Source organism: Spirosoma pollinicola (assembly GCF_002831565.1).
Classification (GTDB): Bacteria; Bacteroidota; Bacteroidia; order Cytophagales; family Spirosomataceae; genus Spirosoma; species Spirosoma pollinicola.
Genome location: NZ_CP025096.1, coordinates 6,235,118 through 6,252,409 on the forward strand (window position 1 = coordinate 6,235,118; position 17,292 = coordinate 6,252,409).

General features: G+C 47.4%; 17 protein-coding genes. 7 read left to right on the forward strand and 10 right to left on the reverse strand.

What is annotated here, in order from left to right; translation table 11 throughout:
- The first annotated feature begins 99 nt into the window (after positions 1-99).
- The gene (locus tag CWM47_RS26155; RefSeq protein ID WP_100991408.1) at positions 100-792 is read left to right on the forward strand and encodes a porin family protein; all 693 of its coding nucleotides are present in this window, start codon (positions 100-102) and stop codon (positions 790-792) included.
- A 323-nt stretch (positions 793-1,115) separates the two neighbouring features.
- Complete coding sequence (locus CWM47_RS26160; protein WP_100991410.1) at positions 1,116-1,727, forward strand: outer membrane beta-barrel protein; 612 nt, start codon at positions 1,116-1,118, stop codon at positions 1,725-1,727.
- Between the two features lie 147 nt (positions 1,728-1,874).
- On the opposite strand, the gene CWM47_RS26165 is transcribed toward CWM47_RS26160, so the two are convergent.
- Entirely contained in the window at positions 1,875-2,318 is a 444-nt protein-coding gene (locus CWM47_RS26165) for a hypothetical protein (protein WP_100991412.1), read from the reverse strand.
- 357 nt (positions 2,319-2,675) lie between these two features.
- Between CWM47_RS26165 and CWM47_RS26170 the strand changes: the two genes are divergently transcribed.
- Entirely contained in the window at positions 2,676-3,707 is a 1,032-nt protein-coding gene (locus CWM47_RS26170; protein WP_100991414.1) for a fatty acid desaturase, read from the forward strand.
- 155 nt (positions 3,708-3,862) lie between these two features.
- Here CWM47_RS26170 and CWM47_RS26175 read toward each other — a convergent pair whose 3' ends face one another.
- Positions 3,863-5,953, reverse strand: a complete 2,091-nt coding sequence (locus CWM47_RS26175) for a cytochrome c biogenesis protein CcdA (protein ID WP_100991416.1) — start codon at positions 5,951-5,953, stop codon at positions 3,863-3,865.
- A 153-nt stretch (positions 5,954-6,106) separates the two neighbouring features.
- Entirely contained in the window at positions 6,107-6,940 is an 834-nt protein-coding gene (locus tag CWM47_RS26180; protein ID WP_100991418.1) for a phytanoyl-CoA dioxygenase family protein, read from the reverse strand.
- 142 nt (positions 6,941-7,082) lie between these two features.
- Between CWM47_RS26180 and CWM47_RS26185 the strand changes: the two genes are divergently transcribed.
- Positions 7,083-7,952, forward strand: a complete 870-nt coding sequence (locus CWM47_RS26185; protein WP_100991420.1) for an AraC family transcriptional regulator — start codon at positions 7,083-7,085, stop codon at positions 7,950-7,952.
- 115 nt (positions 7,953-8,067) lie between these two features.
- Here CWM47_RS26185 and CWM47_RS40350 read toward each other — a convergent pair whose 3' ends face one another.
- On the reverse strand, positions 8,068-8,370 hold the full coding sequence (locus CWM47_RS40350) for a YXWGXW repeat-containing protein (RefSeq protein WP_100991422.1): 303 nt from the start codon (positions 8,368-8,370) through the stop codon (positions 8,068-8,070).
- Between the two features lie 293 nt (positions 8,371-8,663).
- Here CWM47_RS40350 and CWM47_RS26195 point away from each other — a divergent pair, with 293 nt between their 5' ends.
- The 3 genes from CWM47_RS26195 (at position 8,664) to CWM47_RS26205 (ending at position 11,213) form a co-directional block, all read left to right on the forward strand.
- Positions 8,664-9,953, forward strand: coding sequence for a serine hydroxymethyltransferase (locus tag CWM47_RS26195; RefSeq protein ID WP_100991424.1), 1,290 nt, complete (start codon positions 8,664-8,666; stop codon positions 9,951-9,953).
- 104 nt (positions 9,954-10,057) lie between these two features.
- Positions 10,058-10,915, forward strand: a complete 858-nt coding sequence (gene tatC, locus CWM47_RS26200; protein WP_100991426.1) for a twin-arginine translocase subunit TatC — start codon at positions 10,058-10,060, stop codon at positions 10,913-10,915.
- Positions 10,916-10,994: 79 nt separating this feature from the next.
- Positions 10,995-11,213, forward strand: a complete 219-nt coding sequence (locus CWM47_RS26205) for a hypothetical protein (RefSeq protein ID WP_206170545.1) — start codon at positions 10,995-10,997, stop codon at positions 11,211-11,213.
- Here the strand turns inward: CWM47_RS26205 and CWM47_RS26210 are convergent.
- From CWM47_RS26210 to CWM47_RS26235, 6 genes are all read right to left on the reverse strand, one after another.
- A complete protein-coding gene (locus CWM47_RS26210; RefSeq protein ID WP_100991428.1) occupies positions 11,210-12,562 on the reverse strand; it encodes a DUF58 domain-containing protein in 1,353 nt (450 codons plus the stop codon). The genes CWM47_RS26205 and CWM47_RS26210 overlap by 4 nt on opposite strands.
- Before the next feature lie 60 nt (positions 12,563-12,622).
- Positions 12,623-12,976 carry a DUF1016 N-terminal domain-containing protein gene (locus tag CWM47_RS26215; RefSeq protein WP_100991430.1) on the reverse strand — a complete coding sequence of 118 codons (354 nt, stop codon included), beginning with the start codon at positions 12,974-12,976 and terminating at the stop codon, positions 12,623-12,625.
- A gap of 29 nt (positions 12,977-13,005) precedes the next feature.
- Complete coding sequence (locus CWM47_RS26220; protein WP_100991432.1) at positions 13,006-13,824, reverse strand: tetratricopeptide repeat protein; 819 nt, start codon at positions 13,822-13,824, stop codon at positions 13,006-13,008.
- Complete coding sequence (locus tag CWM47_RS26225) at positions 13,821-14,957, reverse strand: hypothetical protein (RefSeq protein ID WP_100991434.1); 1,137 nt, start codon at positions 14,955-14,957, stop codon at positions 13,821-13,823. The genes CWM47_RS26220 and CWM47_RS26225 overlap by 4 nt, the downstream gene beginning before the upstream one ends.
- Positions 14,954-15,928 carry an AAA family ATPase gene (locus CWM47_RS26230; protein ID WP_100991436.1) on the reverse strand — a complete coding sequence of 325 codons (975 nt, stop codon included), beginning with the start codon at positions 15,926-15,928 and terminating at the stop codon, positions 14,954-14,956. The genes CWM47_RS26225 and CWM47_RS26230 overlap by 4 nt, the downstream gene beginning before the upstream one ends.
- A 167-nt stretch (positions 15,929-16,095) precedes the next feature.
- Positions 16,096-17,274, reverse strand: a complete 1,179-nt coding sequence (locus CWM47_RS26235; RefSeq protein WP_100994055.1) for a DUF4350 domain-containing protein — start codon at positions 17,272-17,274, stop codon at positions 16,096-16,098.
- Positions 17,275-17,292 lie beyond the last annotated feature (18 nt).

A 17,292-nucleotide genomic window follows, 5' to 3' on the forward strand; every position in this document is an offset into this window, starting at 1 on the left:
ACCTTCAAATTCACTAGTAAAAAACTACCTCGCCTATAGCCGACAGTTTACACAATCAAATTCAGGTTTTCCTTTTTCAAACAGTTTTCCTTTACAGCCATGAAACGAATTGTGCTTGCCGGTATCGTTGCCCTATTGGGTTTGTGTTCTGCCCAAACGTCTTTTGCTCAGGTTCAGATCGGTATCCGGGGCGGTGCTAACTTCGGGTTTGCTTCCAAACCAGCGTATATGGGCAGTTTAACGCCCGATTTTCATTCATCTATCGGACCAACTGGTGCTTTATTCTTAGATATCCCTTTCAGTGACCGCGTATCGTTTCGCCCCGAAGTTTCTTACATTCAGAAAGGCGTTGCTATAAAAGAAGGGTACGATCTAAATATAGGGGGCTTTACGCTCCCGCTTGGTGCAACCATTGCCTACCAGTCACAACACATTGAAGTGCCATTATTGTTTAAGTTCAATTTGAGCGATGGCCCTGTACAACCCTATTTCATTGCCGGTCCTGCCGTTAGCTATGCGTTTGATGGCCGGATTCGTACTCGTGCTTCGGCCCTGATTACGACCCGCCCCTTCGATGTAGACATCAATTATGGCGGTATGTTAAATCGCTGGGACGTTGGTGCCGTTGGTGGATTGGGCCTGGCAATGGATGCCGGAACGGGTAAGTTCTTTATCGAAGGACGTTACACGCAGGGCTTCACCCGGCAGGTACAGGTGCCCGTCGTTAACGTCAACGTTCGTAGCCGGGGCGTAGCGGTATCGCTGGGCTATTCGTTCCCGATTGGTTATTAGCAGAGTAGTTAAGTGGGTGGGGTGAGTAACTAGCTAGCCAGATTTAACTCACTCCATCCACTTAACTCCCCCACTTACTGAACCATTCCACCATTTCACTCACTTCACCATTCTACCATTCACTCATTTTATATTGAATCAACCTGAATCAGTAAAGGCGGGGTCTGTTGACTTCGCCTTTCTTGTTTGTTGCGCTTAGGCCAGTGAATAGTTTACTAATAAATCCTTCAACCAGTTAAAAATAAAATTGGCAACGTCGTAGCTTTCTTGGGATTACAGTCGTTTAGCAGTAAACCGAATCTTGTTTACAATACTCACGCGCTATGAAAACGTTTCTACTCTTTGGGGGGCTATTTCTGGTAACAACAGTCTCTTTACTGGCTCAAAGCCGGGTGTCGATTGCGCCTTCATACTGGTTTAACTATAATCCTTATTCTTACCAGATCAACTTTACGAATAACGGGTCGACAACGCAGACACTGGCCTCCGGCCACAATATAGTTTCCTCATTTGGGTTAACGGCTCGTTATCATGTCACCCCTCAATGGGATGTCTCGGCGGGAGCATTGTATTACCGAAATACCGATCACGTCAAGAGTCCACAAGGTCCTTACGGAGACACTACGCCCTTCACGAGTGAGGGGTGGCAATTGCCGGTTCTAATTAATTACCGGTTAACCAGCCATCGTTTATCTCCTTATTTTTCTGGCGGGGCCATTTTTGCCAAAAGCAAGACATATACCGGACGCCCAATCACTACGGATGGGGTAGTGGGTGTGGGGCTAAATTACCGAATCGACTCGGGGTTATCGGTACTTCTTCAACCTACGGCCAGCTACTCCTTCTATCGGCCAGCTAATGATGCTATCATAGCTTTTACTCAGTACAGCTCCTATAGCCTTGGCCTACAAACCCAGTTAATCTGGCATTTCTAAGCCTGAAGATCAGCTTTTTTATGTTGCGGTGAAGTGCCCCTTTTGTAGGGGATTTTTGTGAATAAAACCCCGAGAAGGAATTATTTCCGTAAAAATCACAGCCGTACCAGACTATATAGCTGTGATTTTTGTGATTAAACAGATCATTTATTCAACTGAAGTTAACAATGATCGCTCTGTTTTGGAGTGATTTATTTGATCAAGCTTGTTTGGGTTGGGCACTACTTCAGTTAGAACTAATGGTCCGTTAGGTGGAAACAACTCAAACTTGGCATCCCCTTGTAGATAATATTCCTTACCTGCCTCCAGATTCAAACTCAGAGCCGGTTGAGAAGTTAAAGCCAAAAAAGGAGGTTTAGTTGTGAATGTGGTTTGACCAGCAGGTAAAACGATCTGACAATGACTATTTCGACCTAATTTACACAGAAGTTTTCCGTTGGCGTAAATGCGATACTTAGCTGAAAATAGCCCAAACACTTTGCCTTGGTACAAGTGTATTGTCGCCGATTTTTGAGGTTCTGGCTGGGCTAAAAGCAACGTCTGTTTAATACTCAGAAAGAGCAGGATAAACACAAGTTTTCCTTTTTTCATGACACGTTAAGGTTAATTTTTTAATTATTTATAAAAGTTACGGAATATACCTAACATACGTGAAAAAAAATCGTATGTTCTGGCCCTATGTCAGTTTGGTATTTTAACGTGAATGCCTGTAAACATTCGGGATGGTATAAGTGCTTGGAGAGATTTAGCTTATCAGGATATATATACTGAGAAACTGGCTATCAACTGGACCTTATTCTTGTCCAGATGCGATCTGGTAAGTATACCGTTAAAATAAGGGAATTTTGGTTGCTTAGCTGGTGTTTCAAGTTGGAATTGTATTAATTTTACTTCTCGTTATTTACCAAACCGCACGGGCGGCCCCGTTGTATTGGCGACACTTAACTTATGGCAATGGTATCTGATTTTGTTCATTCAACCGCTCCCGAACCGCACCGTATTCGGACCCGGCAAATTCTGAAATCTCACCCCGAAATTAAAAAACTGATTGGTCAGAAGAACCCGACTACATTGTGGGTAGCCGTAGGGTGTGTGATCCTGATGACGGGCCTGGCCTGGCTGGTGCGGGATCAATCGTGGTGGATTGTTGTGGCAGCTGCCTGGTTTATTGGCGCTTTCCCAGCCCATACGCTGTTCGTTTGTATCCACGAAGCGGCTCACAATCTGGTCTTCCGTAAACCGTCGGCCAACATATGGACGGCTATTTTTGCCAACCTGCCAACCGTTTTTCCAACAGCATTGACCTTTAAGAATTTCCATATCAAGCACCACGCTTTTCAGGGTGTTCACGAGCTGGACGCCGATTTGCCGGATTGGTACGAAGCAAAGTTGATTAATAACTACGCCATTGGGAAAGCGATCTGGCTGTTGTTCTATCCTATCTTTCAGGGTATTCGTACCCTGCGCATGAAAGAGTTAGCCGTTTTTGATAAGTGGGTAATTGCCAATTTCATTATCCAGATTACGTTCGATGTGTTGATCGTAACGTTTTTTGGCTGGAAGGCGCTGGCTTTCATGGTGCTGTGTCTGTTCTTCTCGGTTGGGCTCCACCCACTGGGTGCCCGCTGGGCTCAGGAGCACTTCCTGACCCTCGATCCTACACAGGAAACCTATAGCTACTACGGCCCATTAAACGGTCCCAACCTGAACGTTGGTTTCCATAATGAGCACCACGATTTTCCGTCTATTCCCTGGAACAAGCTACCCGACATTAAGAAGTCGGCTCCTGAGTATTACGATTCGTTGAAGTACCATACATCGTTTATTAAGCTATTTTTCCTCTTCCTGTTCGATCAGGAAATCTCGCTTTACTCGCGCATCGTTCGCAAAGAGCGGGGTCGTGTCCCCGTTTCCGATCAATCGAAACCTGATATGGACCTGGTTCAGGCGGAATCGGTTAAAGTCGAAGCTGCTCTCTAGTATATATAATTTATTGCTTCACAAAAAATCCCCGCTAGACTCTAGTGGGGATTTTTTGTTAGATAAATAGCGCGGACGTCTCGTCCGCGTAGCCGAAGGCTAATAAATTACAACTTAGCCTTCGGCTACGCGGACGAGACGTCCGCGCTACTTATCTAAAACTTCGCCTTTCCTGAATCCAGAAACGCGACGAAATGCGTTACGTTCCGGTCGTAATTTTTAGGCGATACCAGTAACTTGCCCTCTTTGTTGACCAGGCAGTAGTGTGGCTGAGCATTGTTGTTGAACTTCGTGATTTGCAAATCGGCATTCTGGGCACCGATGGTCTTTTTGACTTTCTGGTCGTAGGTCGAGGTGTACCAATCGGCCTCAGGCAACTCGGTTTTATCGTCTACATAAAGGGCCAGAATCACAAAATCATTTTGAAGGCGGGACATCACGGCGGGGTCCGACCAAACACGAGCTTCCATTTCGCGACAGTTGACGCAACCGTGACCAGTGAAGTCAATAAAGATCGGCTTGTTTACTTTTTTGGCGTAGGCTATTGCCTGTTTGTAATCAAAAAAGCCCTGTAAGCCGTGGGGTAAGTGAAATAAGTCACCATATTTAGGCGTCTCGGTTAGCGCATTGGCTGTGTTTGCCGCAAACTGCCGATTATTCAGATTGAAATCCTGCGAGGTTTCCGGGGGTAAATAGCCAGACAGGGCTTTCAAAGGAGCACCCCAAAGTCCGGGAATCATGTACACCACAAAAGAGAGCGTGATAATGGCCATCAACAGTTTCTGAACACTGATGTACTTGGTTTCACTGTCGTGCGGTAACCGGAGTTTGCCGAGGAAATAGAAACCGATCAACGCGAAAATGACGATCCAGAGCGACAGGAATACCTCGCGGTCGAGCAAACCCCAGTGATATACCTGGTCGGCAATACTCAAAAACTTTAGTGCCAATGCTAGCTCCAGAAAGCCCAGTACAACTTTTACCGAGTTGAGCCACCCACCCGAACGGGGCAGGTTTTTAAGCCATTGCGGGAAAGCGGCAAATAATGTGAATGGAATCGCAAAGGCCGACGAAAAAGCGGCCATACCCAAAATAGGCTTGATGACTTCGCCACCTGCCGATGCTACCAGCAAGCTACCCACAATAGGGCCAGTACAGGAAAAAGACACCAGCACCAGCGTAAACGCCATGAAGAAAATCCCGGCAATGCCACCCTGCTCGGATTTAGCGTCGGCTTTATTGATCAGCGAGTTGGGCAATACAATCTCGAACAGACCCAAAAAGGATAGCCCGAAAACAAAGAAGATCGCGAAAAACAACAGGTTTGGGAGCCAGTGTGTGCTTACGAAATTGGCAAAGGCCGGGCCGTTGAAGCGCGACACGACCGTACCGATAAGTACGTAAATGCCAATAATGAAAGCGCCATACAGCAACGCTTTCCATTGACCACCCTGCTGATTCGTAAAGAAGCTGACCGTGGCGGGAATGATTGGGAAGACACAGGGCGTGAGCAAGGCAACCAGACCCGACAGAAAAGCCGCCAGCATGAAACTCCACATCGACCCGCCCGCTGCGGTTGTTGCTTCGTCGACGATCACCTCGGGTTGGGTAGCCGTTACTGCGCTGGTCGACGCGGTTTGCTCAGTTGCTTCGGTGGCCGTTACCGCTGGGGCTGGCGTAGTAGCCGCAACCATCGTTTCGGAGGTGGGCTTCGTCACAACCGAGGCTGTGGCAGGCGTGGAGGCTACCGCCACTGTTGTAGCCGATTGGGCTGCTACAATCAGGCCCGTAATCGTAAAGTCTTCGTTGCCCGGAATACACGACCCATCACTGTCCGTACAGGTCTGGAAGTCAATATTACCCTCAATAACCGGATTGGCCGCGAGAATTTTAATCCGCTGGGAAAACAGGGCAGGGCTATGCATCAAATACGTATCGCCCTCGAAGGCTTCTTCGTATTTAGTTTCTACTTTACTGACTGGCTTTACTTTGCCAACCAATTCGTAGGTTTTATTTGGCGTGAACTTGATGACCGTTGGCAGTGGGCCATCAATCTTTGGGTTCACTTCAGAAGAATAGATATGGTAACCGGCTTTAATACTGGCTGTAAAACGTAGTTCAACAACCTCACCAACTTTGGCAGATGGCTTGACCGATTTATATGTCCAGGCGACTGGCTTAAGTATTTGGGCAAACGTGGCCAGGGGTAGCAACAGCCACACAATAAGCGTACTAAATGATTTCATACCGCTTTGGGTAAGTGATGGTTTGGTGAGTGAACAGCAATTGAACGAAAATATTTCCATTTCCTGGCTAACAAAGCAAGAAAACCCCGGTGCTTGCCGGGGTTTTTCTGGTAAAGACGAAAAGATTCTGGTCAAAATGAGGAAAGTAGTCAATTAATAGCTGAACAGCACCGGGTTCAATTCATCCTGTGGATGGCTACCAACGGGAGCATTATCGAGCCACTTAGCATGGTCGGCTACCTGGAATTTGTTCCGTGGTTGCATGATCACCTGATCTTTATCCATATAAATCATGGTCATAACCCCGCGTGGCCGGTCAGAAATGTTTGGTCCGGCGCGGTGGAATGTCCAACCGGCGTGGAAGCTTACCTCCCCCAGGTCGAACGGGGTATCATGCATTACGAAGTTCTGCTGCTGAAGTTCATCGGCCAGGATTTTTTCGCTTGCATCGCTAATCTCCATGTCCCGGCCAATTTCAACATGCTGACTTCGCTCGGCAAAGGCCAGCGGTCCCATTTCCATAGGTGTTGCCTGTAGCGGAATCCAGACAGTAACGGTGTTTGGGGATGCCAGTGGCCAGTAGAACTGATCGGCGTGCCAGGGCGTGATACCGCCGGACGGTTCTTTATACAACGCCTGATCGTGGTAAATCCGAACACCTTCAACCCCCATCAGGTCGGCAGCGATTTTGGCAAGGCGCTTCGAGAAAACGAATTCTTTAGCCTGGTCATCTTCGCGCCACAAATTCATGATCTGAAGAAAAGCCCGCTCGTAGGTGGTACGCTCCTCCATCGGTTTAATGAGCGTATTGAGTTTGAAAACCAAATCGGTAATAATGTCGCCGTAATAATCCAGCACTGCCGGACTCAGTACATCTTTCAGCTTGATGTAACCCTTCTCACGATAAAATGCGATGGCTTCCGGGCTAACAGTATAATAAGAATCTAATTCGTTTAGTAGTGCTCCTTTATCGATTACAGCTTCCATTTGGTAATGGTTTAAGAATAATTGAAAGAACAAAAATAACTTGTATTTATCAAGGTTGTGAATGTAAATTTTACAGATATATGATTAATTTTGACCCAATATGTTCTCTTAGTTAACTATATAGGTTAAAATAGAACTCTTCGTGAAAGCCCTTTTTGAGAAATTAATGTTCAACGAGCAAAGTTCATTGCTCGTTCGCCGATTCAAATTACAGTATTTCGATGCTCCGTGGCACTACCACCCTGAGTATGAGTTGACATACATTGTCAAAAGCCAGGGTCGGCGGTTTGTTGGTGATCATGTTGAGTCATTTCAGGCTGGCGATCTAGTATTGCTTGGGCCTGATCTGCCTCACTTCTGGCGTAATGATGATGAATTTTATCCGAGGACATCAACGCAGGAGGCCGAATCAGTAGTGGTACAGTTTCCGTCTACATTTACAGAAAGAGGACTCGCATTAGTGCCTGAAGCGACTGCCGTTCGTCAATTGCTCGAACGCGCTCGCTACGGATTGCGCTTTAGTTCGGCAATGAGCCAAACGGTGTCAAAACAGTTAGAAGAGTTGCCGCAGTTGAATGGATTAAATCAATTACTGAGTTTATTGGCTATTCTCAACCAGTTAGCCACAGATCAGGATGCACAGTTGCTGGCAAGTGACGGCTACCAACTTGCTCCGGGCGTAGCTGAAACAGAGCGCATGAAGCGTGTGCTGGAGTTTGTGTTGCTTAATTTTCGGGAAGAAATTCGAATTGAGCAGATTGCGTCTATAGCTGGTATGGCTCCGGCGGCTTTTTGCCGTTATTTTAAAAATCGTACCCGAAAAACGTTTGTCGAATACCTGAATGAACTGCGCATTGGCCATGCCCGTAAACTGCTCACCAATATTGATTTGAGTATCGGGCAAGTGGGTATGGAATGCGGTTATAATAACAGTTCACACTTCCACCGTCAGTTTAAGTTAAGTACCGGCATGACGCCTTTTCAGTATCAGGCGTTGGGAAGGGGGAAATGATATTCGATAGACCACAGATTTTTATGATTGTTAAGATCGTTTATGATCGCTCAATAGCATAATCATAACTGATCATAAAGACCATAAAAATCTGTGTTCCATACCAATCCGTCACTTATCGCCAACGACCTTCAACCCAAACGGGCCCACGGCGAGATTGCCGCCAATAGCCTGGCGCCCAGGCTCTATAGCGTGCTGGAGCTACCTGATAATAGCCATTTACCCAAATGTAATTACGTCCCCGACGTACATAATGCCCCGGAATCCAGACGTGCCGTACGGATGGTGCAACTGGAATTACTTCGACTCGCGCTGGAGGTGGTCCTTGTACCGTTGTTGTCGCAGTAGCTGTGCAGGCCGATAGTAAAGCTGGCAATAACAACCCTGCTAATACCAGTAATCTTGCTTGCTTTTTCATGATATATCTGGTTTGTTACAGGCATTTGATCAAGGCTGAGAACCTCGCCAATGCCCTGGCTTGTTGATTTTCTTAATAAGATTGAATTTTAAGTCGATGGTTTAGATAGCGTTTGGGTGTTCATGAAAAATTCAGAGTCACTCACGGCTTCCCTTCTTGTACGATCAGGGGTAAAATCTTCCTAATCCTACCATTTTCTGCCGTACATTTGTACCTTAATGAGTTGGTTGTTTGTTGGTTCACAGAGGCAACAGGCAAGGATCAAGATAACCGAATACAAAAACGCTTGTAGCATGACGACCGCCACCACCACCCGCGATACGCAGGTATTTGACCTAATTGCAAAAGAACAACACCGGCAGGAGTCGGGCATTGAATTAATTGCTTCCGAAAACTTCGTTTCGCCCGCCGTTATGGAAGCGGCTGGCAGTGTCCTAACCAACAAGTATGCCGAGGGCTTGCCCGGTAAGCGCTATTACGGTGGCTGCGAAGTAGTAGATCAGGTTGAACAAATTGCTATTGACCGCGCTAAAGAACTTTTCGGCGCTACCTGGGTCAACGTTCAGCCGCACTCCGGCGCCAATGCAAACACGGCCGTATTTCTGGCTTGTCTACATCCCGGCGATACGATTTTGGGTTTCGATCTCTCGCACGGTGGCCACTTAACGCATGGTTCATCGGTCAATATTTCGGGTAAATACTTCCGTCCAACATTTTACGGCGTAGAGCGGGAAACCGGCGTCATCAACTACGACGTTGTTGAAGAAACGGCCAAACGTGAACGCCCCAAATTGCTTATCTGTGGCGCTTCGGCCTATAGCCGCGATTGGGATTACGCTCGTCTGCGCGCTATTGCCGACGAAATTGGCGCGTTGCTCCTTGCCGATGTCTCGCACCCGGCTGGCCTGATTGCCAAAGGATTGTTGAACGATCCGCTGGCTCACGCGCACATCGTAACCACCACAACGCACAAAACGCTGCGCGGGACACGGGGTGGTATCATTATGATGCGCAATGATTTCGAGAACCCATACGGTATCAAAACCCAAAAGGGCGAAACCCGGCTTATGTCGTCATTACTGGACTCGGGGGTATTTCCCGGTACACAAGGCGGCCCGCTGGAACACATTATTGCCGCAAAAGCCGTTGCCTTTGGCGAAGCCCTGACCGACGATTTTTACGATTATGCTGTGCAGGTAAAAGCAAATGCGCAGGCAATGGCCACTGCATTCCGGAGCTGGGGTTATGAAATCATTTCGGGCGGTACCGATAACCACCTGATGCTGATCGACCTGCGGTCGAAAGGGCTGACGGGTAAATTAGCCGAAAATACGCTTATTAAGGCTGATATTACCATTAACAAAAACATGGTTCCATTCGATGATAAATCGCCGATGGTAACATCAGGGATGCGGGTTGGAACGGCGGCAATGACAACGCGAGGTTTAAAAGAATCGGACATGGAGCAAATTGTCGTATATATCGACAAGGTGCTGATGAACCATGATGATGCCGCCACATTAGCAACTGTAAAAGAAGAAATTAACGAGTGGATGAAAGCATTTCCACTTTATAAAAGTTAATAAGGTTTAAAGAGCGAAAGAATGAAAGAGCGAAAGAGCGATAAGCTTCGCACCACTTTCGCCCTTTCACCTCTCGCTCTTTCACTCTTTCGCTCTTTAAATAAATGCCATTAGATCAACTGACTGACGAAGAGATCGAATCCGAAGGCAAAGAAATGTCCTTTCTGGATCATCTGGAAGAACTCCGCTGGCACATTATCCGTGCAGTTGGTGCCATTTTTGTATTCGCGATTCTTGCTTTTATTTTCATTGAGGATATTTTCAGAGTTGTAATTCTGGGGCCTAAAAACCCGGATTTCTGGACGTATCGGATGATGTGTAAGCTGGCCGACACGACGGGCTATGCCGATTTATGCGTGACAAAGCTCAACTTTGAGCTACAGTCGCTGGGCGTCTCCGATCAGTTTACGATGGCCATGACTTCGTCGGCTATTATTGGGCTATGTTTTGCCTTTCCGTATGCATTCTGGGAAGTATGGCGGTTTATCAAACCCGGCCTTCGCTCAGTTGAAAAGAATGCTGCCCGTGGTGCGGTATTCTTTGTTTCCCTTTTGTTTACTATAGGGCTGCTGTTTGGCTATTTCATCGTATCGCCCTTGGCCATCAATTTCCTGGCGAACTTTCAGATTACTCCGGAAATTAAAAACCAGTTCGATATTACGTCTTACATCGGAATTCTGGTGACGCTCTCCCTGGGCTGCGCACTGATATTCCAGATGCCGATGGTAGCTTATGTGTTATCGAAAGTAGGCGTTCTGACACCAAAATACATGCGCGAATACCGCAAGCATGCCTGGATTGTTATTCTGATTGTAGCCGGTGTTATTACCCCATCGCCTGATATTTATAGTCAGGTGCTGGTGGCGCTGCCCTTGACTTTGCTTTATGAAGTAAGTATTCTCGTCTCGGCTCGAATCGAGAAGGCTCGTCTCAAGGCGCAGACAGAATTAGAAAAATTATAGTAGCCTTATTATCGACTGGACGTTAGGCGTTGGATGTAGTATCCGGTGACTAACGTCCAGTCGTCTTATGTAATGACTTATGCAGTACGATTTTAAAAAATACCATTACCAGTCCATCAATGCGGCTACTGATGCCGAACGGGCTGCTATCAATCAGGAACTGAGAGATTTGTATGCTGCCTTACCTGAATCGGAGAAGGAAGAGTTCAACCGCCAGTTGCAGGCGTTTTTGGCTAAAGAAATGGGACGCCTAAAGTCTAATTATGAGTCGGTGAAAGGCGGGTTGGGGGATAATTAAATCATGCCCCGCGCTTTCAACTCCAGGTATTTATTTACCGTGTTAGCAGTCAGGTTTTGCGGTGCCGTCAAGATCGTCTGGATACCATATTGGGCCAGTTCCTTCACAATCTGTTTTTTCTCGAAGGTAAACTTCTCGCCGATCGTTTTGAGATAAATCTGCTCCGTATCGGTTGCGGGTTGATCGAGCAAGCTGCGGAGTTCGGTGTTTTCGAAGAACACTACCAGTAATAAATGATCTTTGGCTAACCGGCGCAGATACGGCAACTGCCGTTGCATGGCACTAACGGTTTCGAAGTTGGTAAACAGCAGCAGCAAACTCCGCTGACGAATGTGTGTCCGAACGCTGGCATACAGGCTCTCGTAATCCGTTTCCAGAAAACGCGTTTTTTGCCGATACAGCAATTCCAGAATTCGGAGCATGTGCCCCGAACGGCGATCGGCGGGGAGGAGTTGGCCTACATGATCGGAAAACGTAAGAATACCGGCCCGGTCCTGCTTCATCAGCGCAATATTGCTCAGTACCAGACTAGCATTGATGGCATAATCAAGCAGCGTTAATCCCTCAAAAGGCGATTGCATGACGCGACCTTTGTCGATCAGGCAATAGACGGGTTGTGAGCGTTCGTCCTGATAGGCATTAATCATTAACGACGCGCCCTGAGCATCACTTCGGCGGGAAGTGGCTTTCCAGTTAATGGTTCGAACATCGTCGCCGGTGGTGTAGGGGCGAACCTGTTCAAATTCCATGCTGTGTCCTATGCGTCGAATCCGTTTCACGCCCACTTCATTAAGTCGGTTAGTCGCTGCCAGAAGCTCATATTGTCGCATCTGTAAATAGGATGGATAAACGGCCACCAACTTGCCCTGCTCAAACTGATACCGACGTTTTACTAAACCCAAGGGCGATAGGGCAAAGACATTAACTGCGCCAAAATTGTATTCGCCCCGGCGCGTTGGTCTAAGTTCGTACCGAATGGCTCGCGTCTCGCGCGGATTCAGTCTGGCCCGAAACAGCACATCACGCCGTTGAAACTGGAACGGGATCTCGTCAATCACTTCAACATACGTCTGGAAAGCGTACTGATTTTCCAGATAAATTGTAATCGGATTTTCATCGCCATTCGACAGGCGGTCGGGTACTTCACGTCGCGCGAAGATACCCGCGCGAGCCTGAGGCCGGAATAAAAGCCAGACATCCAACCCAATCAATACCACAAATACCACGAAAGCAACTCTTACCAGCGGAAACAGGATTGGGAATGCGTAGGCCGTAATAAACAGCAGTACCATCGTGGTCAGAACAAACCATAGACGGTTGGCAACGAAAAGAGAGCGGAATGATTTCATTCAGTTCGGCGATTTTGGGCCAGCAATAATTTGTCGCGTTCGATTTCGGCCATTAATTCTTCATCTGTACCAGGCACGGGCATCTGGATTATCTACTTTTAGTAATAAGCGGTAATGAGTCCAGCTCAATTCGTGACGCACTGCGTCACGAATTGGAAAGGCCTTGTAAAACAGGCGTATATATCGGAGGTTACTTTCATCAAACCCCTTTCCAAAATCGCTGGTCAATCGTTGGGCGAGGTATTTGAGTAAGCCGGTGCCATACTCGGCCCTATTATTTCCCTGCTGTTCTTCGTCAACAATCAACTGGCCGATCTGCCAGTAGGCTTCGACCATTGCGAAATTAACAGCTCTGTAGGCATTCTGTCGGGTGCTGTCCAGAACAGCCCTATTATTCTCGTAAAAGGTTTGCATCAAGTGTTCGTTAGGGTTCAGGTCATAAGTTACGGTTTTGTTGGTTTTAATTGACTTAAAGCCTCGTCAATTTCTTCTTCATAGACAGGGTTATAGTCATCTTCCTGATAATCGCCTGTACGTTCGGCGCGTAAGGCTTTGTAGAAAAAAGATGCATCCTGAAACGCTGTTCGGGCCTCGGCGGTGCGACTCAGTTGCAAAAGTGCGCGGCCCCTATGGTAAGCCACCAGCGCACTCCGGCTGAAATTTTTGTTGGCTTTGGCCAAATCCACGAGTGCTTTATCTGCCTGCCCGGTAGCAATATAGCTCATCGCTCTACTCACAAAATGTTTGTAATTGACCCATTCGGCACCGTGTTTGAGGGCAAGTGAGTCGATACCAATACAGAACTGTTCAAGTGCTTTTGTATGGTTGCCGAGATTACGATAGGTCAACCCACGCAGGTAACTAACGGGGTTGTTGCCGATCATATCGTCGAAGTAGGGAGTCAGTGCATCGTAAGCGTCCAGATGGCGCAGTGCCCGAGGGTAATCCTGTAACTTCGACAAATAAACCTCCCCGATCATGCCGTTTTCCTTAGGGTAGTTGTCTCCCGTTTTTTCCATCCAGAGCGTAGCAGCTTCGTAGTCATTTTGCCAGAGATAGGAAAAAGCCCGGTAACGATAATTCTGTGCAGAAGCTGAAAGCGTATCCGGCTGATTGGTACGTCGCCCGGTCAGAAAAAAGGGAAACCGCTGTGGCTGCCTGTTATTCGTCAGCATGGATGCGCATGACTTTAACTGCTTTTCACCATCCTGAGCAAAGGCCGAAAGGGGCAACAGAAGACTTAAGAATAGGACATACTTCATGGCAAAATATCAATTATGCGTCCATCTTTGAGCCGGAACGTTAAAGCAACACTTACATCGTTTGGCGGATTCGGTGGTTCAGATTGCCATAGTGTTGGATCAGTCGCAATGCGGTTCTTGCAGATTTCCTGTAATTGCTGCGTTATACGGCTGTCGAATGTCTTCGGGCAATAGTCTTCGTCGAAACTGGTGAGTGTAAATGGGCCCTGTTCGCCCTGGCAGTTAACGACAAGTTGAATACGGATTAAGCCTGATTGCCCAGCCTGCACAATGGTCTGATAGTGTTTTGCAACCAGTTGGCTAATGCCATAGCGTTTGGGCGAACGGTTGAGTGGTGCTTCATGCCACAAGGCCTGAAAACAATTGTTGCAGGTTTGAAAGCCACTGCCACGGTATGACTCGTTAGGCAGTAAATTTCGAACGAAACGAAATGCCTCGGTCGCCACTATACAACCATTCCAGCCAATCGCTTTCATCTGGTTTGGCAATACGTCCGCAATCTGCCACAAAGGTTTGTAGCCGCCTTCGCGATTATGCTGATTACCAGAAATGACAATAAATACCGATTTGCCAAATGTTGCCAATCGCCAGAAATGTATCGTTCGCTGTTTTGTCAGGGCACTTTCCAGACTCGCCCGACCATTAGTATAAAGAGAGATAATCAGGTTGTTGGATTGCCAGATGCGACCAGCCAACTGGTGAAATGTACTTGCTGAATCTATTGGAACGTCGGTAAACCGGCGAAAAACCATTGGGAAATTGGCACCTATACGAAGAAAATCGTTCTCAATCGTCAGGAGCCGTGGGGCGAAATGGATGGTATCTAAACGGACAATTTCTCCATTGACCGCCCAGGTTGATTTGAAGGCGGTAGCCGAACCATCGACCATGCCCAACTGATAGGTACTATCGGCGCCTAACTGAATATAAGTTGGTAAAGGACATTTAAAATCAATGTCCAGTTCAGTATGAACACCAATCCAGGTTCCTGTTAGTTGGTCTCGTGTTTGCCCTTCGGTTAATGATGAGTGAAGAATGAGGCATATAAAATATAAACCAGCCAGACACCAACGACTCGCCCGCAACCAACGGATTGACTGGAAGAGGTATGACGTATGTCTGCTACTGTTCATCGGGGCACCTCAATTTTCTGCACTAGCTGTGCGATAATGTCATCGGCAGTGCCGCCTTCCATTTCGCGTTCGGGGGTTAGCAACACCCGATGCCGTAAGACCGGCGCGGCAAGTTCCTGCACATCTTCGGGCGTGATAAAATCGCGGCCCCGGAGTGTGGCAAGTGCCTTCGCACTGTTCAATAACGCTACCGACGCCCGAGGTGATGCACCCAGGTAAAGTGATTTATTGACGCGTGTTGCCTGAACGATCTGGGCGATGTATTCGAACAGTTTATCCTCAACATGAACCTGATGCACCAGCCCACGTAAGGTTGCTAATTGGTCGGCGGTGAGCACGGCGTTGACGGCGTCGAGCGCATCGGCCAGATTTCGCCGTTGATGGTGACCACGCAAAATATCGACTTCTTCATTTGCTGCCGGGTAACCAATAATGATCTTAAACAAAAAGCGGTCTAGCTGGGCTTCAGGCAGACGGTAGGTACCTTCCTGCTCAATGGGGTTCTGGGTAGCCAGCACCATGAAAGGTTCATCGAGGCTATAGGTTGTACCGTCGTTTGTTACCTGCCGCTCCTCCATCACCTCGAAAAGTGCCGCTTGTGTTTTGGCCGGTGCCCGGTTTATTTCGTCAATCAGCACAAGGTTAGAAAAAACAGGTCCTTGCCTGAAAACGAAATCACCGGTTTTAGGGATAAAAATAGAGGTACCCAGCACATCGGACGGCATCAGGTCGGGGGTAAACTGAATCCGGCTAAAACCTACCGACATGGTTTTGGCGAGAAGTTTGGCCGTCAGCGTTTTGGCAACGCCCGGCACCCCTTCAATGAGTACGTGGCCATCGGCAAGCAAAGCCGTCAGTAGTAAATCAACGGTCTGATGCTGGCCAATAATGACTTTGCCTACTTCGGCGCGAATAGTATCAACGGCAGTAGTAAGCGAAGTGAGGTCGATGCGAGTTTGAAATGAGTCCATAATGATGGACCGCTCCGGCGGCCCGGCGGGATTTTTACAAGATTTAAAGGATTAAACAAGATTATCTAATACAGCTCTTCGAGCTTTTCAGCGGGATAAGTTGGCTATTGGATAATCTTGTTTAATCCTTTAAATCTTGTAAAAATCCCGCCGGGCCGCCGGAGCGGTCAGTGTTTAAAATGTTCCATTGCCCCGTTCAGGGTAATTAAGTCATATTCTGAAAGCGAAATGCTTTTCTGAGTGTCGCGTAGGAGCCGTACTAGGTCCGACGTTTCGTCTTGCGATACACCACTTTTTCGGGCCAGCGTTTCGGTAAATTCCTTGTCTAAAACCGTTGTGTTCAAGCCATATCGTTCGCGGATGTCAGCTAGAAAATACTGGATTTTCTTACGGGCAATATTTTCATGGTCACCCTGTTGATAATACATGCGACCAATGGTTTGTACAAAATCCAGAGACGTATTTTTGGGCGGCTCTACAACCGGAATAATCCGCTGAGTTCGCTTGCTCGCGAAAATAGCGTAGAAAATTAACCCAAACGCCACTAAATAATAGGCCCAGTTAAGGGCTGGTTGCGAACGAATATACCGGAAAATTGATTGTTCGTCCTCAGTAAACCGACCCTGTTTCTGGTACTCGTCCCAATATGTTGGCTGAGCGGGCAAATAGGAGAGGGCTTTGAACGCGTAATCGGACGTTTTCTGATTCAGGACATAGTAATTCGTAAAAGCCAGGGGTAAATTATGAATAAAAAACTGTCCTTTCCCATATCGAACCTTAATGAAAACAGGTTCTTTTCGAGCGTTGCGGCCTAGTACGGTTATGAGGGCAGGCTTTTTAATAATCAGGAAATTACGACCGTCATCATGAATAAAATTATAGCCGGAAACCTTGTGCAAGGATGGGTTTACGAAATTCTGCCGCAGGGTCGAATCAGCCTCTTTTGGGTCTTTTACTTCTGCCTTAAAGCCAAGTAATTTTCCCAGCGTATCGGGCAATTCATAGGCCGAAATGAAGGCATTGTTCCCGCGGCCAACATAGGCTAATAGTTGGTGAATATCATTTTTATCGACCCCGAAATCCTGACAGATAGCCACATAATTGCTGGGCGTTGGCAGCGCCTTTTCGCTCACAAGGTTGTATATGGGCAAAAGCACCGTTTTGATCGCCGATGGTCGCATGACATCGGGCAGTAGCTCGAAAAGAGCCTGAGTACCAAACGGAACTTTGTCGTCATTCTCGTAGGTCGCCCGCCAGTCGATAGGCTTCGGCCGATAATACTCAAAGAGCACGTAGGCCGTTACGGTAACCAGTAAAATGAGAAGATATTTGTTTGGTTTACGCAAAGTCAGGTGTGCCGGGTT